Genomic DNA, 24872 nt, shown 5'->3' on the forward strand with positions numbered 1-24872 from the left:
TAAAACAAGTAAATGAAGAAACAGAAAGAATATTGAATTTCAACAAAGTGACAACAATTAAAAACAAAAAATTAAATTATTTACAATTATTAAAAGTGTATTTTATTAATTAAATTCAAATGAAAATGAAAAAGACGTTTAAATTTTTTATGATGGCTGCTATCGTAGCAGCAGGTTTTACGGCTTGTTCGGATGACAATAGCGACCCTATTGGTCCTAACAATCCAGGTAATCCTTCTATTGAAAGAGGTGAAGAAACTATGGCTTCTTTCTCTTTAAATCTGAACGGCACATCAGCTACAAGAGGTTTGGATGCTGATGGAACTTCTGAAAATGAAAACATTCAGGAATTCCGCGTATTGTTATTTGACGCTGTAACAGGTGACTTGGAATTGGATACATTAAGAACAGGTATCTCTTCTAACGATACGATTGTAACTGCAAAAGTAACTTCAGGACAAAAGTACATTTATGTGTATGCAAATGGTGGTCAGACTAATCAGATGTCTATTCCTGTAAAAGGTGCTATCACTGCAAAACAGAGTGCATGGCCTCATAACCAAGCATGGTCATTAACATCAGGAAGTTCTCCTTGGAGTGATTTGGCGAATATCCATTCATTGTATCCTGCAGGCAATCCAAGTTACTTCTTCTATAGCAGCACAACTGTTGAAGGAGAACATATGATTACATTGGAACCAGGTATCACAGCTCCTGAATCTGCACAGACAAGCAGTAAAAACTACATTAAAGTTCAGTTAGATAGACCGGTAGCTAAAGTTTCTGTTACAAAAACTTATCCTTCAGGTCCTTCAGGTGTTACTTTCACTTGGCCTAATGGAATCTCAGGTACAGCTCCTTCTGGAATTGTCACAAAAGATACAACAGGTCAGATTGTTGCTACCAGCGTGAAGTATCTTATCCAAAATGCGAATGCAAAAATGTATCCATTCCAGAAATGGGAAAGTGGTGTGTTGACTACTCCGGAATATCTCCCTAATCAAGATGTTGACCCTGTTTCTTTGCAGCATTATGTTAGAGGTTTAGGTGCAGGTAACGGTAACACTCCAATCGCTATTGGTAACCGTAGTGGTGTTCCTACAGGTAACTACTATTATGTGCCTGAAAACAATCCATCTTCAAAAATGAAAGGTAATACTACCATTGCTGCAGTTGAGGTTGAATTCCTTCCGATCGCTGGTACTTATGCAACAGGTGTTGCTTATAATGATGCAAAACAAGAGTTTACATTGACTTATGGTGCTGTTAATATGGGTACTGTTTCAGATATGTATCTGATGAATACTACAGGTATTTTAGGTGTAGCAAAAGGTACATTGTTTGCTGGTTCAAGTTCTACTGCACTGTATAATGCAAAGAAAGTGTATTACCACATTAAAAATCCAACAGTAGCAGAAAAAGCTAATCTTTCTGACTATAACTCATTGGTGACTGATGCTGACTTATTGCTTAAAGAAGTTTATTTCATGAAATATACTAATGGTAAAGCATATTATACACTTCCATTCGGAGAGCAAGCTGGTGCCGGAACTATTAAAACAATTACCAGAACAGTTAAACGTAACTTCTATTACGATGCTAATATTACTGCGTTTGCTAAATTGGGTGAAAACACAATCAATAAGACTTATGAGCCTGAAAAAGATATCGTTCAGGGTGATACTTATTTAAGTGTTAACATCGAAATCCGCGACTGGACTGGTAAAGAAATCAATGCAGAACTATAAGAATATTTTATATTCATAATATCAAGAGAGGGAGTGGCTTTTGCCACTTCCCTCCTCTTATCACTATACTACACAATTATTTTAAAATAAGAACATGAAGTCGATAAAGAACATATTAAGTAAATTAAATAACTCCATCAGTCTGGTAATGGCTCTATTCGTTTTATCCGGATGTGTGAATGATGATTTATCGCTTTGTGGAGTTTCCATAAAATATACGTACACCCAGAACCTGGATGCAGAAGACAAGTTTGTAGACTATGTCGACCGGGTGGACTTATTTGTTTTTGACGATAAAGACCGGTATGTCGGTCGGTTCTATGAAACGGGTGAGATAGTTAAATCTCCCTCTTTTGCGATGCCTCTGACCCTGTTGGAAGGCGACTATACCTTGATTGCCTGGGGAAATTTGAATGAAGATTATTTATTGTCTGAATTTGAACCGGGTGTGACAACCTTACACGAAGCTCAACTTTCTCTGGATCGGGAGAACAGTACGGTTGATCGCCAGTTGGCTGCTCCATTGTATTTTGGTATGCTGGAGACCAATATAAAAGTCGATAAAATCGGCAAACAGATCATAACGATCGATATGATGCAGGATACGAAATACATTAAAGTGGTTTGTTTGAATCTGCCTTTGGAAGACGAATATGTTTCTAAAGATGAGTATACCTGTACAATTACATCACGTAATGGTGATTATAAATTTGATAATTCAATAACCGGTAATGATCGGTTGCTTTATATACCTGAATCAGAAGCTGATACCACAACGATATCGAATAATTTCACTACACTCCGGGAGCAGAACGATTACCGGGTGACCAGTTCTAAATTGTTGGTTCGATATGATTCTCAGACTCGTGGACAGTCGGCAGATCTCTTTGAAGCAGATTTAGTGAAAGATTTATTATTACCGGCATCTGCGGTAAATAACCTGGATATTGAACATGATTTCACCATCGAACTGGAATTCGACTGGACAAGTATGGCGGTTACCGTCAGAATCGGTGAATGGCAACGTATTTTCCAGGATTACGAACTTTATAATTGATCGAAAGAAAAAGTTAGTTGATTATGAATATGAAAGCATTAATAAAAACGATTACATGCTCACTCCTGTTAATAGGAGGAATAATGTCCTGTACGGAGGAGGCACCTCCAGTGCCATACAACATACCTGAGTATGATATTATTCCGATGGATATTCCTATGACAAAAGCGGTGAACGACGGCGACGACAGGCGTATAGGGGATGTTCGGTTGATAGTTATTAAAGATAATGTAGTGACCAATAACCGGCTTATTAATGCGAAAGATTCGACGCAGGTTCGTTTTCGTGAACTTGTGCCGGTAGGGACTGTCAACTATTATTTGATAGCCAACGAACTCTCTTCATGGGGATTGGCGTCGATTCAAAAGAATGATGCATTACTTCCCAAGTATATCAGAGAGAAGATCCTTGCTTTTAATGCTTATCCGGAAGCCAATACGACAAATAAACTGATCCCTATGGCTCAGTATTATGAAGGGCTTACAATTTCGGATAACGGAGGAAAGGGTATTGCTTATCATCAGGGAGTGAATGTGACGGATTCGTTGGGTATATTAGACCGTTTATATGCCAAAACAAGTATTCGTCTGATCTGTAACTTTAACGAATTGCAGAACGGAGGGGATCCGATTGAACTGGAGAGTATCTCGATCAAACAGATGCCGAAGGAGTCGTATCTTGTTCCCGATTTTTATACGAAAAGTGCCTTGTTTAATGGAGATACCACAGGGGTGATTGCCGGAAGCAATTATGTATTGACCGGAACGACTCCGAGTGACGGTTTTACCGGTGATTTCTCTTTTTATATCCCTGAACATGTGGTTTCGGATACGACTAAAAGATCTTATTTGTCTTGTGTTGTTCATCTGATCAATGATCCTTCTACGAAAAGAGAATACAAGATATCTTTAGGAGACAGTATCGATCGTAAAGATCTTGGGGCATTACCTATTGTGACTTATATGAATAAGTATGCTGGTTACAAAGCGTTGCGTGTCAGTCGGAATACACATTATATTATTACAGCGAAAATCACCAGTTTTGATATGTCGAGTGATGCCGATATCGATGTAACGGCCAAGATTATTCCTTGGAATGAAGGATTGAATGTCAAGACTGAATTCCCGATGGAGTATTATATGGAATTGACACCGGCCAGTGATTTTGAATTTGCATCAGCTGTAGGTGTTTTTAGTGCTGTTGTGACCATTGATACGAATTATCCGGATGATTGGGAGGTCGATTCTAAGTCGCATGCCTCTATTACAACTGTAAAAAATGGTAAGAAATTATCCTTTACGGTTCCGGCGGCTGTACCGAGTGGTGCGCATTGGATCAAAATAAAAGCCGGTCCGGTTATCAAACAGATTAAAATAAAGAAATCATAAAGCAGATAAACAAACTGTGAATTTTTAAAGAAAAAGTAACATGAAAAAGTGGAGTAAATACATCTATTATATATTAGCTGCGTTAGTGTTAGCTTCATGTACAAAAGAGGAAGGTCCGGATGATCCAATTGTCAATCCTCCCACCACTGGCGAGGAAGAGATCACAACAATACAGATCAAGTTTCCTTCTTCAAGCGAAGCACTTACAAAGGCAATTAATGAGAATGGGATTGATAGTCTTGAAATATTGGTGTTTACTCCCTATTCATCAGGTACAACAGGATCGACAGCCGACCTTTTTGCTTACCGCATTTCCAAAAAAGGAGGCGAAATCACAACGGTTGACGCAAATACTAAAAAAGTAACTGCCAGTCTGAAACGCAACAAACAGCAACGGCTTATCTTGTTGGCTAATGTGCCGACAGCGACTGTGACCTGGTTGAATAATAACCTGACTGAAGGGGTTACGAAGTTATCAGATATATTACCGAATCTGACCTATAGCGGTTCGCCATGGGGTACGGATCATGCGACTAAAGGACAAACTTCTTTTCCGATGTGGGGACAGGAGAGCAATCACACAACGATTTTATCCACAGGTACGCCGTCTCCGAAAACAATTCAGATGATCCGGTCGGTTGCTAAGATCAGTGTAAAACCGGATGAAACCGACCCGTTATTGGGTTTTGGTACGTTATATACCTTGGATAGTATCTATATCTGTAATGCGGTACCAAATGGGTTTATGACCCCTGTTGCTGCCGAATTGGGATATACCCAAGTGACTAAACCGAATCAGAATACCACCGGTTCTCGGTCGGATTTAGGTTATGTGCGCAATGACAGTATTTATGTGCCGGAATGTGACTCGGCACGTGTTGGTAATGTTGCTTCTTTTATTGTAATCAAAGCTAAATTTGATGATGGTGGCGGTTTGAAACCGTATTATTATAAGATCGACTTAAAAGGGGATGGCAAATCTGTTCCTTTGTTGCGTAACCATACCTATTCTATCCTTATTCGCCGGATTCTGACCCGTGGTTATGCCACTTTGGAAGAAGCGAAAAAAGCGGATGCACCAAACAGTGGGGTCAGCTATACGATTACGGTCGGGGAGGTGACAACCAATGTCGACGAAGCACGTATTGACAATATTGTTTATAGTGAGTTGTATATGCTTGGAACAGAAGCGAAAGGAATTAAACTTGACTGGATGCAGTATACGGCAGGTGCACCTTATAAATTACCTGTACTTACTTCGTATAGCGGCGGATGGACAGCATCTGTTATAGAAGGTAGTTCATGGCTTAAATTAGGAACAAACACGAATAAGGGTGTTGCTAATCAGATCAATTATATTCATTTGGAGACAAATAATGAAAATTTTGGTCTGGATTCACGTAAAGCTATTATCGAAATTGTCTCAGGGTCTTTGTCGTTGCAGGTAGAGATTGTACAGATTATCGGATCCAATAGTTATGTGATAGCCAGTGGCTCCTCTGCAGGAACTGTTACTATACCGATTAACTCGGCCAACCTAGGGAATACCGGTGTCGGACGTATATCATCGGCAACAACCGGACTGAAGGTAAAAATTCTCTGGCAGGAAGGGGATAATGTCACATTGAGTGTTCCGACATCAACCTATAACGGTATCGGTACTTTTGCTGTCACTAAAGCCGGAACAGGAACATCTGCTAATGCAGTGATCGGTTTAGTCAAACCGGGTGGTGGACCTGGTATGGTAGGTGGTATTGCCGGAGATGAACTGATCTGGAGTTGGCATGTATGGGTGACCTCTAATGCTCCAACGATCAATAGTAACCTCAAAACATATAATGGATACCTCTTTATGGATCGTAATATTGGTGCAGCATCTGCTGCGGGAACGAATCTGCTCTATTATCAGTGGGGACGTAAAGATCCGTTCTTCAATAATGGTTCTAAACAGTATTATACGGTAGAAGAGACACCTGACCAGGACAATCTGGAGACAGCTATTAAGAATCCGATGGTATTCTATAAAGCAACAAATACACGTTACGATTGGGCGGGTACGGTGCAACGAACGAATTTGTGGGTCGATAGTGGTGAAAAAGGTGCTTATGACCCTTGTCCGTTTGGTTGGCGCATGCCGATAGTGGATGGGTATAGTAGTTTTGCTAATAGTAAAAATGGTATTGTTATCCCGTTAGCCGGTGGATTAGACCGGAATACAGGTGCGCTTGTGAATACCTCTACAGGATATATCTGGACGGCTACAGCGGGTGCTGGTATGCAAGGTCAGGGATTCAGTTTTGCCTCCTCTGCGGCTTCGGCTGTAGCAATATCCGGTAGTGCGGTTTATCGTGCAAGTGCTTATCCGGCACGATGTGTGCGGGATGTGAAACGATGAATAAGAATGATTAATGGTTAATTATGAATGATTAATTAGAAAGATAGATAGGTGCTATGATGATAGAAGACTAAAAAAACAATTGACTACTACTATTTAGGTCTTTTATCATCATAGCACTATGAAAAACAAACACGTTAACTGAAAAACGAACAACAAACAAAAAGAATTCTACGAATACTGAATAAGCAAATCTATATAAGATATGAAAAAATTGATTGTACATAGGGTTTCGACTATACTGTTCCTGATCGCATTGCTGGCTGTCGGGCAGACAGTAATGGGGCAGGTTGATCAGACGGTTTATCATGTAAAACATAATGTCGCTAATGGTTCATATACAATACCCGGAGATAGTGAACTGAATTATGAATTTTATGGAACTTCAACAACTTCCCAAATTATTGTAGAATCAGATTATAGTGGTACAATTAAGTTCCGGGATTTGGACATGAAATTGTTAGATTTAAGATATTCCGTTGTTCGTATAGAAGCTGAATCTAGCACAGAACATCCTGATCCTCCAACGAATACTGATCCTATAACAAAGGTGACGATTGTATTAGAAGGAGACAATAAGATCATTTGGGGGGCTGGAGTATATACTAATTTCAATTATTATGGATATTGCTGTATTGAAATTGAGCAAGGTGCTCAGGTTCATTTTAGAGCGGTAGATGAAAATGATAATACAAGTGGGACACTTGAAGCATATATTAGAGATAGTTCAGGAGCCTTATGGAGTGCTACTGGTGGTGCAGCAATAGGTTCGGCAGCTGATGGAGTTGCGCAAGGACAGGCTATGCTTTATCAAATTGTAGATAATGTTGAGACGGAAAAATATCTGGTGAATTCTGCAGGGGGAAATATCATCATCTCAAGTGGAACTATTCGAACAGAAGGTGGACATGGATCTGGTATTGGAGGAGGATATCAGACATACTATGATGGAATCATCGTTATTTATGGAGGAGATGTTTCAGCAAAATCATTTAGACATTCGGCCGGTATTGGTAGTGGATGTCCTACAGGGAATGGTGTATTAAGACCACCTTATGGTAGTTCAGTTGAAATGTATACAGAGAATAGTGCAATTATCGTTCTTCCTCCAGCGAAAATAAACTCCTATGGATCACACACAGATCTTGGTGTACCAGTCGCTGAATTAGCTTTAGCGGGAACAAGAACGCTTATTTATGTGAATGACCCCGAAAAACCGGTGTTGACTATTCATACAGAAGATGATGAGCCGAATGCGGATATCTTTGCTGACTTGACAGAAACGCCAGAATTAGTGCATATTTTTGACATATTAGGCCTTAATGCTGAATATGATCTGAAAGCAGCAAAATTTGGTCGGACAGATGCTATATTAGGTAAATTTGTTGTTAACGCACAATTAGATCAACCGATTACCTTTTTTACAGATAAGAGTAGTTCGGGCTTAAAAGACCCTGAAAAAGAAGGACGTCCTTATTTGCCTAAAAAAGTGACAATCCCAGCAGGTACTAATGCTGATAAGTATGATATTGAGTTAGAGTTCCTTCCGATAGATATCTTTATGGAGATCTTTGAAGTAACTTCTAAACCTCTTGTGCAGGGATATACTTCCACCCAGGCGCATCAAAATGCTTATCATGTAAAGATCCTGTATAAGGATGCAAAACCAATGACTCAGGTTAAACATGAGTTGGAAGATGGAAGTAGTTTTGGCCCAATGGTCTTTTTGGCTGCCGATAGTGCGACTGTTATATCAGCGCCTACCCAGTTGCAAAACGGGGATATTTATTATGTGATTGTGCCGATGAAAGATAATCTTTCGGTAGGTAATTATTCTGATATCTTAGCAATCAGCGGTATATGGAATGGACAAAATACAGGAAAGATCCGTAAACGCCCGGAACAAAGGGTGGTACTTGACGATACAGGAACCAATAAACATATAAAGGTGACAGCCGATCCTACTTATGGAGGTTTTGCTAATCCTGCTGATTTTTCTGTGACATTAACGTTAAATATCGATCATACAGGTCTTCCTGGTTCCTTTAATAAGGATGATATACAAGCAAGATATATAGTTACTACTGAACCTGATTATGATAAAGCAGTAGCTGCTCTTGCGGTGAATAAGTGGCCGTATATGAATACCCCTACAGCAAATGCGACAAATACAACAACAACGATCACATTTGCAGATAAAACAAGTGGTACATGGTATGTGCATTGGTTTGTGATTTCCGGATCGGTATATGCACATAGTCAAACGGTTGTAGGACCTCCTCCAGCAAAATATGGTGGTTTTGGACCATTTGCGGTGGTGAATGTCAAAGAAGACCTGTCTTCAGTCTTTGAATATGGAACGGTAGGTATTGATGTGTTTGGTAATGACGAGTTACAGTCATTAAAACCAGGATCAGCATTGGCTACAGTTACTGCTCATCCTAAAGCAGGAGAATTATTGGATAATGGAGAGAAATTGATTTATAAACATACCAATAAACGGACGTTAACACATGATATCGATTCTTTTACCTACCGGGTGAAAATTGGAGAAGATTACCTTTCGACTACATGTTATATCTATGTGATCCGTACTAAGAGTGGTGGATTTATTGCCCCTATAGGTAGCAACTATACGATTGAATTGATGGGTGCACCTGATAAATCCAGTAATGTGACTTATACTTGGTATGATAAATTAGGGGTGATTTTAACACCGCCTACTGGACATAGCCGGACGATTACCAATATACAGACCGATACAGAGTTGCAGGTTGCTCCCCGACGGAGTGTTGCTCCTTATGCAAATAAGGAATTCCCTGCGGCATCGTTCACCGTTAAGGCGATTGCTTCAACAGCGGCAGCAAAGTGGGTAGGTACGGTGGATACCAACTGGCATAATCCTGAAAACTGGGTGTTGGTTGAGAATGGTGTGGAAACTACTGCAACATGGATTCCGTCTGCCGATATTGATGTGATTATTGCTTCCGGAGTTCCTAATTATCCGGAATTGAAGCAGAGTGCTTCTTGCCGTGATATTAAAATGGAAGACCGCGCGATGATTGCCGGAATTCATTGGCTAGATTATAGAGATGCATCTGTAGAAATTGTGCTTACAGCTGAAGAAAAAGGACGTTTTGTGATGTGGTCGGCACCGCTGGAAAGTATGTATTCAGGTGACTATCATTATAAAAATGACTATAATCAGATTCAATTAGGTGATGTGTATATGAACTTGTTCCAGCACGATCATCCGGCAGGTGGATCGGCTGCGATCAATAGCTTTACGGCTACTTTCGGTGAACTGGGTAAACCGCTTCCGTTGGGTACGGCATTTAATGTGCAGATATTACCCAGTTCGGGAAATCGTAACAGACCGTTTACTTTCCCACAAGTAGAAACGACTTATACCGATCAGGAAAATCGCCAATATAATTTGAATCGTACCAATTCATCGAAGTTTATAGCGGATAAACGGATGACATTAACGCTTCCTGATAGCACATTTGCTATGCCTGTACATAATGATAAGGCAGGAAGTGAACTGGTACAGGTTGTGAATCCTTATATGGCTTATCTGGATATCTCCAAATTCTTGAATGGTAATACAGATAAATTAGGAAACAGTTATGCAATCTGGAACGGAGATGTGAATAAAGGCTTTATTTCTGAATTGGCAGGTCCGGTAGGACAGGGTAATCGGTATAAAATTTCGACCATTCCATCGAATGAATGGAAAACCAGCGGGGTTATTGCTCCTCTACAGTCATTCTTTGTAACGAAAAAGAATACAGCATTAATCACTTCAGTGAAGATGTCTCCTAACTGGACAAATACGACAGGCAGTACACATCCTTATGTATTGCGGAGTGGCATGGAAGAGAATGTAGAACAGAATGTTTTACGTATCACTGCGGAACAAGGAGGTAAAATTAGTTATGCTTTGTTGCATAATGATCAGTCGGCAAGTGTTTCATACAATGCGGATGAAGATACACCTAAACCGTTCTACGATGCGATTGCGATGGAAGTTTATTCGTTGGCTGATAACAAACCGGTATCAATCAATTCGATGGGTGATTTCTCCAGAGGTGTGAAATTAGGTATACGAACAAAAGAAGAAGGTCAAATCACATTGAATTTTGAACGTTTTGCCGGATTCAATCACAATATATATCTGATTGATAATAGCCGGGATGGAAAGAAAGAGATCAATTTGCAAACAACTCCTTCTTATTCTTTCAAGGTTGAAAAATCGTCTGAAAACGAAGGCTTTGTAGAGATTAATGATCGTTTCAGTTTACGTTTTGTATATACGACAACCGCAAACGAACAACCAGGTGTTGAAAATGAACTACAAGTTACACAGCAAGAAGATCATCTGTATATACGTTCGCTTTCCGGAACGATTAATACCTTGTTTATTTATACAGTAGACGGTTCCTTGATTTATAGTTCGAACACAGATGCAGATTATTATCAGGTCAATCTGCCTAGGTATCAAACCTATATTGTGAAAGCTACGATTAATGGTAAAGAGTTTATTCAGAAAATAGTGATGAAATAATGATTAATGAGTATATGAAACGATTAATATATATAATAGTCTGTTTACTTTCTAGTATTACAATTTATAGTCAGAGTCAATCACTTTTGACATATAAGGTCAACTATGATAAAAATAGCTTATGTAATAATGTATCTCTATCTCTCACCGGTGATCTCACAGTTGATTGGGGAGATGGACAAAAAGAGATGTTTGCAGGATCTATGAATCGTATACTATTGGATCACGCCTATGCTTCTGACGGTGAGTATTTGATTACACTTTATGGATTGCCAGAAAGTATTACTGAATTTCAAGCGTGTGATGCGGTTCAGATTATCTCATTAGAGTTAAGTGCAAATTGTAAAATAGCCAAATTATATGGTTTTAATGTGACTCATTTAGATATTTCCAAAGCAGATGGATTAACTGATTTGAACTGGACAGGTAGCGCTGTTACTTCATTGGATTTATCAGGTCATTCCAATATAGAGAAAGTACATCTATCCGGTAACCCCATTGCCAAAGATAAAGTCGCCCTCTTGGAAATGATCGAATCATTGCCTGATCGGACAGGAAAAGAACCTGGAACATTGGTCATTGATATGGGTGATTACCCCCGTCATAAAGCAATTTGCGAGCGGAAAAACTGGGTAGTGCAATGAAACGGTAGTTTCAGGTTGGAGTTGGAAGTTGAAAGTGGAGCGTTGAACATTTAAGATTAAGAATAAATACGTTTTTTGAGATATCGCTTGTTTAACAGGCGAATTTGTAATGAGTAAATAAATAAATATTGGACAGATATATGAACAAGTATTGTTTGATCGTATTGGCATCGTCTTTACTCTCGATTTCCACCATGGAGTCGCAGGTTTTTTATAACACAGGTAAAGTCACTGTGGCTGCTCCGGCTATTACCAATGGAGCCTCTCTGTATATTGACGGAGGCATGAGGTCGGTCGGGACTTCAGGAATAAAGCATGTCGGTAAAACCGTTTTAACAGGAAGCCTGTTTAATGATGTGACCTCCGGACATATGTTCTCACAGCGGGGTGGTATATTTGAATTTAAAGGGACAACCGTTCAGCGTATCGGCGGAACGGCAGACAAAGCCAACCAGTATGTGGAATTCCCGGAAACAGTGATTGTGAACAACACCAATACAGCACATAGTAATGATAGTGCTGTGGTGATTATCGAACCGACAATGGGTGTGACGATGAAGAATCTGACACTGACCAGAGGACGTTTGGTGATTGACTCAAAGGTGAATGGTGACGCTACGGATATAGCACATCTTTTAGTGGAGAGTTCAGGAACTGTAAATTATAACCATACCTCTAGCAAAAGTACTGCCGGTGTCGTACAGGTGAATCTGGCGATGGGCAGTAATGCTACAGAAGGAGGTTTAGCCGGATTCTCTTCGCCATTCAAATCGATTTATTCCGATTATTTCTTCTTTAACTTTATGGCTATTCCGAAAACAGATATGTTTTTTGCCGGTAACAGAGACCTGTGGAATCTAGATCCGACAGTACAGATGACAGCTGGAAAAGGATATGTGATCGGGCAGGGAATAGTTCCTCATACAGCTCCACACAATGCGCCAGGTGGTTATTATTATACACATAAAAATACGGCATATTCAGCTGCTGATTATGGGCAAGTAGCCAAAGAACGTTTTTCGTTTGCACGCTTATTTGCAAATAACTCATCATGGCAAACATATATGAGTTCAAAGTCTGACCGTTTCACCGGTGAAGAGTTAAATACGACTACTGTAATCGTACCCATAGTGCAAGGATTCAATTATTTAGGTAATCCGTATACTGTTCCATTGGATCTGAGCAGTTTTGTCACCTTGCCGTCTTCATCCGATTGGGGAGGGGTTTATGATATAGAAGCCAAATTCTATATTCTTTCACCCAATAGTACAGGAACTTATAACGCGGGAAGCGGTCTGTTTTCGTTTACCTCTTCTTATTTAGTGGGACAAAAAACTGGTGGAACGGCGCCATCTAACACAGTGGCACCGATGCAGATGTTTGCTGTCAAAAAATCGAGTACAGGTACCTCCAATTTTAGGATTAATGCCGGTGCACGGACACATGGAAATATCTCATTCCTGCGTAGTGGACAAGAACAGCCGGAAGACGAACTGTTGATTGAAACGAAAGACTTAGCTACCGGTGGATTCGACCGTATTTGTATGGTGTTGCGTCCAACAGCCTCTTTGAAAGGGAATGATATGTACGATGCTGAAAAATTGTTTAATACAACCGGTGGTGTGAACCAGATCTATACCCGTTCGGAAGATGGAGTAAATCTGACGACTAATGTGATACCGACCTCTACGCGGAGTGTGGTGATGTACTTTATGCCGTCAGCGAAAGCGCAGGAAGTGTTACTTACGGCAGATCGGATCTCTTCACTGATATCAGTCGGTAGTGTCATATTGGAAGACCGTATAACAGGTATGAAGACGAATTTGATGGTTGATCCCTCTTATACGTTTAACTCTTCTCCTTTAGATGAAATCGACCGTTTTGTATTGCATTTCAATGCTCCTCTGACAGGAATCGAAACGATCGGCACAGAAGCGCTTTCAGCACAATATCGTGGAAGTACATTATACATCAAAGGTTTGAATGAAAACCATCTGGGACGTAATGTCGTTATCTATGATATGCAAGGGGTATTGGTGCATAGCGAAAGAATTACCGAAATTGCTCCTTGCCGGATCGATAAGTCGTTAGCAAAAGGAGTTTATATCATACATATAGATGGTGACAACGTGATCAAATTCACGGTCAATTGATGGAGTCGACTGAAATATGAAAGTAAATTAATGACGTATGAAAAAGATAGGATATATAGTTTGTTTTGCTTTGATGGGATGGATTTTCCCCACAGTTCTTTCCGCTCAGATCACCGTTGGTTCGGATAATCTGCCGGATAAGGCAAAATTACTTCAGATAGAAGAGACGGGTGGTTTAGGTTTACCTCGTGTCGAATTGGTCAATATCAAAACGTTGGAACCGTTTATTTCAACGACTTCTACAGATTGGACCACTAATCTGGCAAAGACAAAGATGAAACATGCTGGTTTGATGGTGTACAATATCAAAGTACAACCGGGACTTCGTAAAGGAATCTATGTCTGGGATGGTGAAAAATGGACGGAAGCCGGTTTGAGTGAAAACCGTCGTTGGTTCTATATGCCGCCGTTTAATTTGCCGATGGATGTGCTCGAAAATAAAACGTTCGACCTCTATGCTGAGTATAAAAGGCAGTTTACCAAGTCGGGAAATAGCGATTTCAAACAGAGCGGAAGTACAACTTATACAACCGTACCGTCTCCTAAAATCGGACAATTGTATGCGAAAAATCAATTGGATTACGCTGTTGTTTATTTTGATGATGAAGTGATTGATGTTACAGGGATAGATGATGATGGTGTAATGTCGTATAAGGTAAAAGATATCGATCCTGCAGTAACTGCTTTTATGACTGTAGTTTTTATTATTAAGGAATAATTAGAACTCATAGCGTTCAATTTATATGCAGCAAGCATGCAATTAAGAAGATATATACATATCGTTTTTATAACTGTAACAACCGTTTTTTACAGTCAGGCACAGAAAGAGGCTAATAACTGGTATTTTGGCTATGGGGCAGGATTAACTTGGAATACTACCCAGGATACTGTGACTGCTACAGGTCTATTTGGTACACCGAATCTTATATTGAAAGGCTTGCCCACCGCCCTTACAGGCTCTTCTATCAGCACATTAGAAGGTTGTTTTTCTTTATCTGATAGTAAGGGTGAACTATTATTTTATTCAGATGGAAAGACTGTTTGGAATAAAAATAATGTAGCCATGCCCAATGGAACTGGGCTGACAGGAAATGACTCGTCTACTCAATCAGGAATAATTATACCGTATCCGGGGATACCAAATAAATACATAGCAGTAACATTAGGGGTAAATTTGACAGATAATCTTTCCTATTCTATTATCGATATGACTTTGGATGGTGGTTTAGGAGATGTTGTACTGGCTGAAAAGAATATCCGATTTGTAGGACATTCAGGAAAAACCGGTGAAACGGTGACTTCTGTCAAGCATGCAAACGGACAGGATTATTGGATTATTGCGCCAGGTAGAGGGCAAAACCCCACTTACATGAATGCTTGGTTGGTCACCTCTCAAGGTATTTCTACAACCCCTGTTGTTACAACATTACCCATCTACAATACAAGTCAGAACGTTGGTGCTTATATGAAAATATCGGCAGACGGGAAATCATTTGCATGGGTAACACATGCGTATAAACAGCTTGTTTATGGCAAATTTGATGCATCAACAGGTCTTTTCAGTAATGTTAAACAAGTTGGAACAGAGAGTAATCCGTATGGTGTTGAGTTTTCTGCAAGTGGTAAATATGTGTTTGTTACTCACGAAGGTTCCGGTAGACCCTTGTATGTCTATGATTTTGAAGATTTGATGTCAGATACAGAAACGCGTAAAGTATATACAATGCCTGGAGGATCTACCGGAGCTCTTCAATTAGGGCCTGACGGTAGAATGTATATTGCTTTAAGTGGTAATACTTTTTTGTATGTTATCGATAATCCGGAAGATTTTGAAAACCTTAGAATATATCAGTTGCCAAATTATTTTTTAGGAACAGGTAGTTCATTACGAAGTGGTTTAGGACTTCCCTCTTTCGCCGCTAACTGGTTCTCGGTCTCTATTGATGCTGATCAATCGTTTTGTGTGAATACCTCACAAGATTTTACAGTCATACTCAACCAGTCCGGTGCAGATGAAATCGCCTATACCGAATGGGATTTTGGAGAAGGAGGATCATTCTTAAAAGACACCAATGTGAGTTCAGGCACACAGACACATTCGTACACCTATGAGAAGCCGGGAATGTATAATATTACTGTACGTTCATATCTGGCCGATGGGAAAGAGGTGGCTTCAGAAACGATTACAGTCAAGGTCAATCCTTGTGTATTGCCGGTGAATCCGAATATTCACTTGTATAATTAAGAATTAAGAATTAAAAAATTAAATAGATCATTATGATACAGAAACTAACATTTATTGCGCTATTTACAGCAGTTGTAGGACTGGGTTCTGCTTACGGGCAGGTGACTGTCGGGTCGAATATTGCTCCGGCCAAAGGAGCTTTGTTGGAGATCAAAAGTGAAGAAACAGCTAATCCGACTAGTGTCACAGATGCTACGAACGTTACATCTACCAAAGGTGGATTAGGATTATCTCGTGTACAGTTGGTTAGTTTAACCACCTTACAGCCATTTATCGGTACATCAGATGCCGAATGGACAGGTGCAAATCTGGCTACGACAAAAATGAAACATGCCGGATTGATGGTGTACAACCTGAACGAAACCTCTCCGTTTAAAAAAGGCGTTTATGTATGGAATGGTGAAAAATGGACACCGCTAAAAATGGGTAGTACAGCTGATAGCCGTTATTTCTATGTGCCTTCATTTAATATACCGTTGGCTACTCCCGGAAGTACAGAACTTACTTTTGATCTTTATGCGCAGTATAAAAATCAGTTTACCAAAGCGGGCAACGATAAATTTGTCAGTAATAATAGCGCATTAACGACAGTGCCTTCTCCGGATGAAGGTCAACTGTATGCTGCTACTGAACTGGATTATATTATCACGTATTATGATGATGCGATCATCGAAGTGACCAGCCTGACCAATGATGGTAAAATGAAGTATAAAGTGAATTCCGTAGAGACAACACCTAACTCATTTATCAATGTGGTCTTTGTCGTAAAAGAATAAGAGCAGAGGCGTTTTCTTGTTAGAGGTACGTCTAAACATATTTAGAGGTAGGTGTAATTGAATTTAGAGGTACGTCTAAATTCTTTTAGACCTACCTCTAACAGTAAATGGCTCTGGTTTTTTTTAAAAGTGTTATTTTACTATTTGAATAATGAAGCAAAAGAGTATTTATATTATCTGTTTATTGACAGTAACCGTTTTTTACAGCCAGGCTCAAAAAGAAGCATATAACTGGTTTTTTGGATACAATGCAGGCCTAACCTGGAATAATACGCGTAGTATGGATGCGTTGGGATTGGGTGGCACTGCTACGGATACATTATTAAGTAATCTGCCGACCTCAACCTCCGGTTCGAAAATATATACCAATGAAGGGTGTTTTACACTTTCCGACACGAAAGGGAATGTGTTGTTTTATTCAGACGGCTCAACAATATGGAATCAAATACATGGTGTGATGCCAAACGGTACCGCTTTGGGAGGAAACGGAACCTCTACGCAATCAGGTATTGTTTTGCCTTTTCCCGGACGTTCCAATCAATATATAGCGATCTCGATAACGCATACATCAGGAAATGATATGCAGTATGCGGTGATCGATATGACTCAGGAGAGTGGATTAGGTGCTGTCACTTCACGAAATAATGCGTTTAAAGGACATAGCGGAAGTTTAGCAGAAAGCGTAACTTCCATTATTCATGCCAATAAACGGGATTACTGGATTGTAGCGCCAGGGAAAGGCAGTACGGCTTACCTGAATGCCTGGTTAGTGACTTCCGACAGCGTACATATGTCAGTTCCTGTTACTGTTGCAACACTACCGGCCGGCAATACTGGTTCATCCAATGGATATATTAAATTTACACCTGACGGCAAGCATTTCGCTTATGCCACCTGGCAAGGAAATAATTTGTTTTTTGGAGATTTTGACGCTTTAACCGGGACGTTTAGTAATCTGAAATACCTAGCGAATAATGCCTATGGGGTAGAATTCTCCCCATCAGGGAAATACCTGTATCTATCGCACCGTTCGTCGCAATCTACCGGAAAACATATTCAAGTATACGATTTTGAAGCCTTGTTGGCAGCCACTGACCCGACGACAGTACCTTGTCAGTGGTATCCTCCTACCTCTGTTTTAGGAGCCGTACAATTGGGGGTCGATGGACGAATTTATATCTCTATGAATGGTTCTACTGCAGCCTATGTGGTAGACAATCCGGAAGAGTATCCCGATTTAAGGCTTTATCAGATCAACAATTTTTTAGCAAATGGATCATTTCAAAGAGGTCTTCCCTCTTTTGCGGCCAATTGGTTCTCGGTCTCTATTGATGCCGATCAGTCGTTTTGTGTGAATACATTACAAGAATTTACGGTCACACTTAACCAATCCGGATCTGATGAAATCGCCTATACTGAATGGGATTTTGGAGAAGGTGGTGCTTTCTTAAAAGATACCAATGTGAGTTCAGGAACGCAAACACATTCGTATACCTATGAGAAGCCGGGATTGTATAATATCACTGTACGTTCTTATCTGGCTGACGGGAAAGAGGCGGCTTCGGAAACCATTACGGTGAAAGTCAATCCTTGTGTATTGCCGGTGAACCCGAATGCACACCTTTTTAATTAAAAATTTTAAATTAAATATTTGAGATGAAAAAGTTCTTTTTAATCTGTTTCTCACTCACAACTGTTTTTTGTGTACAAGCGCAGAAAGAGGCGAATAACTGGGTTTTTGGAAATAATGCGGGTTTGACCTGGAATACGACACGTTCATTTCAAGCTACAGGCTTGTTGGGTACAGCCAATGATACCACATTGACCAATTTGCCTGATTTTCTTACAGGATCGGTCATGTCCATGCTGGAAGGATGTTTTTCACTGTCGGATGCTGATGGGAATTTATTATTCTATTCCAATGGATCTACCATCTATAATGCGGCACATGGCACCATGGCGAATGGAACAGGTTTAGGTGGAGATAGTTCATCAGCACAATCAGGCATCATTTTCCCGTATCCGGGACATCCTAATCAATATATAGCTGTTTCAGCAGGGGCGACAAATAGTGATAGGGTAGAATATTGTATCGTAGATATGACTGCAAATGGTGGATTAGGAGCAGTTACAACCAAAAATGTGAAACTTACAGGATATTCCGGGACGTTGGGTGAGAGTGTGACATCCATTTTACATGCCAATGGCGAAGATTATTGGATCGTAGTGCCTGGAAAAGGAACCTCTTCTGCTTTCAATGCCTGGTTGGTGACCTCCAGTGGAGTGACAACTACACCTGTAATAACGACATTAACACCTCCTTCACTTGCATCAAACGGCTCCAGAGGATACATTAAATTTACACCGGACGGCAAACATTTTGCTTGGGCGACATTTGTAGATACGTATTTGTATTGGGGCGATTTTGATGCTGCAACTGGTCAATTCAGCAATATAAAGAATCTGACTTATCCTGATTCAGGAAATGCTTTTTACGGGGTTGAATTTACTGCTTCAGGTAAATATCTATATGTGTCCGGAGTAGGTTCTGGTAAAATTTACGCTTATGATTTTGAAGCGTTATTGGCTACGAGTAATCCAGCTTCAGTTACGCCACAAACATTTCTCATAAAGTCGGGAAGTGCCTATGCACTTCAGTTAGGACCGGATGGAAGAATTTATCTCTCTATAATGAGTTCCAGAAACGGTTATATCATAGATAACCCGGAAGAATTTTCTAATTTAAGACTTTACGAACTTACCAATTTTCTTCCCAGTGGTAGTTTTCAAGCTGGACTTCCCTCTTTTGCTGCCAACTGGTTTAATGTTTCTTTTGATGGCGATGACTCTTTTTGTGTAGGAACGCCTCAGACCTTTAATGTGACGATAGAGTCTGTATCCGGAGTCGATGAAGTTTCACATACCGAATGGGACTTCGGCGACGGAAGCGCCATTATCACAGATACAAATGTCAACGGTACGCAGAGTCATACACATACCTATGCAGAAAAAGGGGTGTATACAATCACAGTGCGGGTATTTAAAAAGAGTGATGGTTCAGAGATGACCAACCAGCGGCAACGCTTTAATGTCAAAGCATCCTCTTGCGTCTTGCCAGTGAACCATAATATCAGTACGATGGAGTATTACTAAATATAGTCTATGAAAAAGTTATTTTTAATCTGTTTCTCACTCATAACCGTTTTTTGTGTACAGGCACAAAAAGAAGCTAACAACTGGTTTTTTGGGCAAAAATGTGGTATTACATGGAATGCAACACAAGATCTGACGGTTACCGGTTTGTTTGGAACGGCAGATAAGGAGTTGATCGGTTTACCGACGATTGTTCCGGATGCATCTAATATAAAGATTTCTACTCAGGAGGGTTGCTTTTCGCTATCAGACAATAATGGTGATCTTCTATTCTATTCTGATGGGAAAACTATATGGAACAAAAACCATGCAATTATGTCTAATGGTATTGGTATGAATGGGGATAATTCTTCTACTCAATCGGGTATAATCATACCTTATCCGGGAAAATCGAATAAATATATCGCTGTTACATTAGGAGTTTATAATACGAATAATATCTCTTATTCAGTGATAGACATGGCTTTAGATGGTGGATTAGGAGGGGTGGAAAATCCTAGAAACACCTTGTTTGTTGGACAGTCTGGTATCGTTGGAGAGACGGTGACTTCTATCCGGCATGCCAATGGAAAAGATTATTGGGTCGTAGCTCCGGGTTGGGGAAACTCGTCTTATATGAATGCATGGTTGGTGACGGAAAATGGTATTTCTACTACACCTGTAATTACGTCTTTAAATATTAGTACATCCCCCAATGCAGGATATATGAAATTCTCCCCTGATGGAGAATCTTTTGCTTGGGCGACTCATGGGAATGCCCGTTTATTTATAGGAAAATTTGATACGTCGACAGGGAATTTTTCAAATATAAAATCGATGTCATTAAATTCCTATGGAGTCGAATTTTCGGCTTCGGGTAAATATTTATACAGTGGAAATGGAAGCGGTAAAGTTTATGCTTGGAATTTTGAAGATTTGACAAACGCGTTAGATCTAAGTTCTGTGCCACGTAAAGAATTTTCTTTTTCTGGCGGAGGGTGCTGGGCGCTTCAATTAGCACCTGATGGACGTATTTATATTGCGGCTCACCAACAAACTTATTTATATGTAATCGATAACCCGGAAGAATATGACAGCCTACGTATTTACAGGTTGCCTACTGCTTTTTTAGGAGCAGCAGGTGTGGTACAATGCCGATTAGGTTTTCCAACCTTTGCGGCGAACTGGTTTAATGTCTCCTTTGATGGCGATGATTCATTCTGTGTGAACACTCCGCAGACATTTAATGTTATAATAGAAAAAAGTTCTGGTGTGGATGAAATAGGCTATACCGAATGGGACTTTGGCGATGGTAGCGCCATTATCACAGATACAAATGTCAGCGGTACGCAAACGCATACACATACCTATGCCGAAAAAGGGGTGTATACAATCACAGTGCGGGTATTTAAAAAGAGTGATGGTTCGGAGATGACAAGCCAGCGCCAACGATTTAATGTCAAGGCATCCTCTTGCCTGTTGCCAGTGAATCATAATATCAGTGCGATGGAGTTTTATTGATTTATAAGCTTTATTCTTGTAGAAGTAAAAGAAATAATAAATATTAGGAATAAAAAGATGAGTCGAATCACGTATTTAAGCAAAAACAGAAGAGGTTTCTATATTACAGTTTTGTTATTAACAACCGTTTTTTACAGTCAGGCACAAAAAGAGGCCAATAACTGGTTTTTTGGCCAAAGAGTCGGAATTACATGGAATGATACACGTGATGTTACCGTAACAGGGCTGTTTGGTACCCCTGATATAGAGTTAAAAGGTTTGCCAACAATCGTTCCGAATGCTTCTTCCATAACGTTAGCCACTCAGGAGGGTTGTTTTTCTTTATCAGATAGCAATGGTAATCTGTTGTTTTATTCGGATGGTATAAGGGTTTGGAATCGCAATCATAGTTTGATGCCTAATGGTAATAGCTTAACGGGGAATGATTCTTCTACTCAATCGGGTATTATTATGCCTTATCCGGAGAATCCCAATAAATATATTGCTGTTACATTAGGAACCAGTACCAATACATTGTCTTATTCTGTGATAGATATGACTTTAAATAGTGGATTAGGAGATGTTGAAACAGCCACTAAGAACACCATGTTTACGGGGTATACCGGTAATGTTTCTGAGGCTGTAACCTCCATTCGGCATGCCAACGGAAAAGATCTATGGGTGGCAGTACCTGCCAAAGGTACGCAGAATATGTATGCTTGGCTGATAACCAAAGACGGTGTCTCTGCCAATCCGGTTGTTTCATCGACCTCTGTTTCTTTAACAGGCAATGTAGGTTATATGAAATTCTCACCTGATGGAACGCATTTTGCCTGGGCTGGAGGTGATCACAATTTATATATGGGTAATTTTGATACCGCTACCGGTCAGTTCTCTAATATAAAACGTCTTACGCCCAGTCCTGCAGAATGTTATGGTAGCGGATATGTTTACGGATTAGAATTTTCCGCTTCAGGTAAATATTTATATGTTTCGACAGCAGAAGGTGGAACGCTTCAGGTTTGGAAGGTAGATGCATTGATGGCAGCTTCTGATCCAGCCTCTGTACCATCTCATATATTGAATTTCCCAGACTGTCCTATTTTAGGTGCTTCGCAATTAGCCCCGGATGGACGTATTTATATTAGTGCGTATTATAAAACACATATGTATGTTGTCGATAATCCGGAAGAGTATGATGATTTAAGAATATACCAGTTACCAACCGGTTTTTTGACAGGGAATAATGTGCATTGTCGAATAGGCCTCCCCTCTTTTGCCGCCAACTGGTTTAATATCTCCTTGGAAGGAGATGATACGTTCTGTGTAGCTACCCCTCAAACGTTTAATGTGATCATCGAAAAAAGTTCCGGTTCGGATGAGATTTCACATACCGAATGGGATTTTGGCGATGGAAGTGCCCTTATAAAGGACACAAACGTAAATGGCACCCAAACGCATACGCATACATATGAGAAAAAGGGCGTATATACCATCACGGTTCGAGTATTCAAAAAAAGCGATGGATCTGAAGTTACCGGCCAACGACAGTGCTTCAACGTAAAAGTGGCATCCTGCCTGTTACCGGTGAATCATAATATTAGTACGATGGAATTTTATTAAAAAGGGAATTTAAAGATGAAATTAAAGAGATGTATATGTATCACCTTTATACTGGTTAGTAATTTATTCTATATCCAGGCACAGAAGGAAGCTTATAACTGGTTTTTTGGATACAATTCCGGATTAACATGGAAAACGACACGTTCTCTTCCGGCAGTAGGATTGTTTTCTACGGCTCCTAATACGACCTTAGATAATTTGCCAGACTTTGTGGCAGGATCAAAAATACAAACACACGAAGGTTGTTTTTCATTATCTGATTCCAAGGGGGATTTGTTGTTTTATTCAGATGGTATGACTATTTGGGATAAAGAACATGGTGTCATGGAGAATGGGACAGGATTAACAGGGGATAACTCTTCCGCTCAGTCGGGGATAATTCTCCCGTATCCGGGGCATCCTAACCAATATATAGCTGTTAGTATCAAATTAACAACTGGAAATCTTGCCGCTTATTCAATTGTTGATATGAACCAGAATGATCGATTAGGAAAAGTCATCACAAAAAATATTCAATTTACAGGTCATTCAGGTGTCGTTGGTGAGAGTGTGTCTTCAATTCGTCATGCCAATGGGAAAGACTATTGGATTGTAGCACCAGGAAGAGGCACTTCATCCTATTTCAATGCTTGGAAAGTGACATCTGAAGGAGTACAAAATACCTCTCCGGTTATAACCCCTATAGGAACTGATGTAAGTGCAACTAACAACGGTTATCTGAAATTTACGCCCGATGGTAAGCATTTTGTGTGGGGAACATGGCATGCCAAAAAAATGTTTATTGGAGACTTTGATACAAATACAGGACTTTTTAGTAATATTACTGAATTCCCAATATCTGCTTATGGGATAGAGTTTTCCGCATCAGGAAAGTATTTATACTTTACAGATAATTCCAGTACTATTTATGCCTATGATTTTGCTGCGTTGTTAAGTAATCCAGCAACTGTCCCCGTTACATATTCACAAAAAATATATGGTGCATTTCAGTTGGCTCCTGACGGCAGGATTTATATGGCTCATTATACAGGGAGTAACACTGCCGCTTATGTTATCGATAATCCGGAAGAGTATCCTGATTTGAAAATTTATAGAATAGATGGGTTTCTACCTAATGATCATTTCCGAATGGGGTTACCCTCTTTTGCCGCCAACTGGTTTGCAATAACAATTGAGGGAGCACAATCGCTTTGCGTCAATACTACAGAAAGCTATGCCATAACGCTATCTCAGAGTAGCGATACGGATGAAATAGCCTATACCGAATGGGATTTTGGCGATGGAGGGTCATTCTTAAAAGATACCAATGTGAGTTCAGGCACTCAGACCCATTCTCACACCTATACTAAGCCTGGACTTTATAACATTACTGTGCGTTCCTATCTGGCCAATGGTATGGAAGCGGCCTCGGAAACCATTACTGTCAAGGTCAATCCGTGTGTATTACCGGTCAATCCGAATGTACACTTGTTTAATTAATATCCACTCGATATACAGATTTATCTTCAGATTGGGTAAGATTTGAAGGTTTTCCGAAGACCAAATCCCACAGGGATTTAATGTGCATAACCCCGGGTGAAGAGGAGCGTAGCGGATCGACCCGGGGTATATAATGAGTGTAACAAACGAACGCCGAAGGTGTTC

Annotated in this window: 15 protein-coding genes; all 15 read left to right on the plus strand. The window is 40.0% G+C overall.

Going from position 1 to position 24872, the window contains the following annotated elements:
• Positions 1-125: 125 nt before the first annotated feature.
• The 15 genes from M2135_RS12550 (at position 126) to M2135_RS12620 (ending at position 24707) form a co-directional block, all read left to right on the plus strand.
• On the plus strand, positions 126-1748 hold the full coding sequence (locus M2135_RS12550; protein WP_280748859.1) for an Mfa1 family fimbria major subunit: 1623 nt from the start codon (positions 126-128) through the stop codon (positions 1746-1748).
• Between the two features lie 94 nt (positions 1749-1842).
• Positions 1843-2805, plus strand: coding sequence for a FimB/Mfa2 family fimbrial subunit (locus M2135_RS12555; RefSeq protein ID WP_280748860.1), 963 nt, complete (start codon positions 1843-1845; stop codon positions 2803-2805).
• Positions 2806-2828: 23 nt separating this feature from the next.
• Positions 2829-4193 (plus strand): hypothetical protein, encoded by a 1365-nt coding sequence (locus tag M2135_RS12560; protein ID WP_280748861.1) that lies wholly within the window; start codon positions 2829-2831, stop codon positions 4191-4193.
• A gap of 40 nt (positions 4194-4233) precedes the next feature.
• Complete coding sequence (locus M2135_RS12565) at positions 4234-6588, plus strand: hypothetical protein (protein ID WP_280748862.1); 2355 nt, start codon at positions 4234-4236, stop codon at positions 6586-6588.
• Between the two features lie 205 nt (positions 6589-6793).
• Positions 6794-11155 carry a hypothetical protein gene (locus M2135_RS12570; protein WP_280748863.1) on the plus strand — a complete coding sequence of 1454 codons (4362 nt, stop codon included), beginning with the start codon at positions 6794-6796 and terminating at the stop codon, positions 11153-11155.
• Positions 11156-11169: 14 nt separating this feature from the next.
• Positions 11170-11799: a hypothetical protein gene (locus tag M2135_RS12575; protein WP_280748864.1), complete on the plus strand. Its 630-nt coding sequence runs from the start codon at positions 11170-11172 to the stop codon at positions 11797-11799.
• Between the two features lie 140 nt (positions 11800-11939).
• The gene (locus M2135_RS12580; RefSeq protein ID WP_280748865.1) at positions 11940-13952 is read left to right on the plus strand and encodes a hypothetical protein; all 2013 of its coding nucleotides are present in this window, start codon (positions 11940-11942) and stop codon (positions 13950-13952) included.
• A gap of 37 nt (positions 13953-13989) precedes the next feature.
• Complete coding sequence (locus M2135_RS12585) at positions 13990-14670, plus strand: hypothetical protein (protein WP_280748866.1); 681 nt, start codon at positions 13990-13992, stop codon at positions 14668-14670.
• Positions 14671-14706: 36 nt separating this feature from the next.
• Positions 14707-16197 carry a PKD domain-containing protein gene (locus M2135_RS12590; RefSeq protein WP_280748867.1) on the plus strand — a complete coding sequence of 497 codons (1491 nt, stop codon included), beginning with the start codon at positions 14707-14709 and terminating at the stop codon, positions 16195-16197.
• A 32-nt stretch (positions 16198-16229) separates the two neighbouring features.
• Entirely contained in the window at positions 16230-16973 is a 744-nt protein-coding gene (locus M2135_RS12595; RefSeq protein WP_280748868.1) for a hypothetical protein, read from the plus strand.
• Positions 16974-17124: 151 nt separating this feature from the next.
• Positions 17125-18606 (plus strand): PKD domain-containing protein, encoded by a 1482-nt coding sequence (locus tag M2135_RS12600; RefSeq protein WP_280748869.1) that lies wholly within the window; start codon positions 17125-17127, stop codon positions 18604-18606.
• Between the two features lie 23 nt (positions 18607-18629).
• The gene (locus M2135_RS12605; RefSeq protein ID WP_280748870.1) at positions 18630-20126 is read left to right on the plus strand and encodes a PKD domain-containing protein; all 1497 of its coding nucleotides are present in this window, start codon (positions 18630-18632) and stop codon (positions 20124-20126) included.
• Between the two features lie 9 nt (positions 20127-20135).
• Positions 20136-21626: a PKD domain-containing protein gene (locus M2135_RS12610; protein ID WP_280748871.1), complete on the plus strand. Its 1491-nt coding sequence runs from the start codon at positions 20136-20138 to the stop codon at positions 21624-21626.
• A 57-nt stretch (positions 21627-21683) separates the two neighbouring features.
• Positions 21684-23228, plus strand: a complete 1545-nt coding sequence (locus M2135_RS12615; protein WP_280748872.1) for a PKD domain-containing protein — start codon at positions 21684-21686, stop codon at positions 23226-23228.
• 15 nt (positions 23229-23243) lie between these two features.
• Positions 23244-24707 (plus strand): PKD domain-containing protein, encoded by a 1464-nt coding sequence (locus M2135_RS12620; protein WP_280748873.1) that lies wholly within the window; start codon positions 23244-23246, stop codon positions 24705-24707.
• Positions 24708-24872 lie beyond the last annotated feature (165 nt).

It is taken from the genome of Parabacteroides sp. PF5-9, from assembly GCF_029893105.1.
Classification (GTDB): domain Bacteria; phylum Bacteroidota; class Bacteroidia; order Bacteroidales; family Tannerellaceae; genus JARXWG01.

Excerpts from the sequence above, each read along its gene's own strand:
- M2135_RS12550 (WP_280748859.1), top strand. The coding sequence starts at position 126 with ATGAAAAAGACGTTTAAATTTTTTATGATGGCTGCTATCGTAGCAGCA.
- M2135_RS12555 (WP_280748860.1), top strand. The coding sequence starts at position 1,843 with ATGAAGTCGATAAAGAACATATTAAGTAAATTAAATAACTCCATCAGT.
- M2135_RS12560 (WP_280748861.1), top strand. The coding sequence starts at position 2,829 with ATGAATATGAAAGCATTAATAAAAACGATTACATGCTCACTCCTGTTA.
- M2135_RS12565 (WP_280748862.1), top strand. The coding sequence starts at position 4,234 with ATGAAAAAGTGGAGTAAATACATCTATTATATATTAGCTGCGTTAGTG.
- M2135_RS12570 (WP_280748863.1), top strand. The coding sequence starts at position 6,794 with ATGAAAAAATTGATTGTACATAGGGTTTCGACTATACTGTTCCTGATC.
- M2135_RS12575 (WP_280748864.1), top strand. The coding sequence starts at position 11,170 with ATGAAACGATTAATATATATAATAGTCTGTTTACTTTCTAGTATTACA.
- M2135_RS12580 (WP_280748865.1), top strand. The coding sequence starts at position 11,940 with ATGAACAAGTATTGTTTGATCGTATTGGCATCGTCTTTACTCTCGATT.
- M2135_RS12585 (WP_280748866.1), top strand. The coding sequence starts at position 13,990 with ATGAAAAAGATAGGATATATAGTTTGTTTTGCTTTGATGGGATGGATT.
- M2135_RS12590 (WP_280748867.1), top strand. The coding sequence starts at position 14,707 with ATGCAATTAAGAAGATATATACATATCGTTTTTATAACTGTAACAACC.
- M2135_RS12595 (WP_280748868.1), top strand. The coding sequence starts at position 16,230 with ATGATACAGAAACTAACATTTATTGCGCTATTTACAGCAGTTGTAGGA.
- M2135_RS12600 (WP_280748869.1), top strand. The coding sequence starts at position 17,125 with ATGAAGCAAAAGAGTATTTATATTATCTGTTTATTGACAGTAACCGTT.
- M2135_RS12605 (WP_280748870.1), top strand. The coding sequence starts at position 18,630 with ATGAAAAAGTTCTTTTTAATCTGTTTCTCACTCACAACTGTTTTTTGT.
- M2135_RS12610 (WP_280748871.1), top strand. The coding sequence starts at position 20,136 with ATGAAAAAGTTATTTTTAATCTGTTTCTCACTCATAACCGTTTTTTGT.
- M2135_RS12615 (WP_280748872.1), top strand. The coding sequence starts at position 21,684 with ATGAGTCGAATCACGTATTTAAGCAAAAACAGAAGAGGTTTCTATATT.
- M2135_RS12620 (WP_280748873.1), top strand. The coding sequence starts at position 23,244 with ATGAAATTAAAGAGATGTATATGTATCACCTTTATACTGGTTAGTAAT.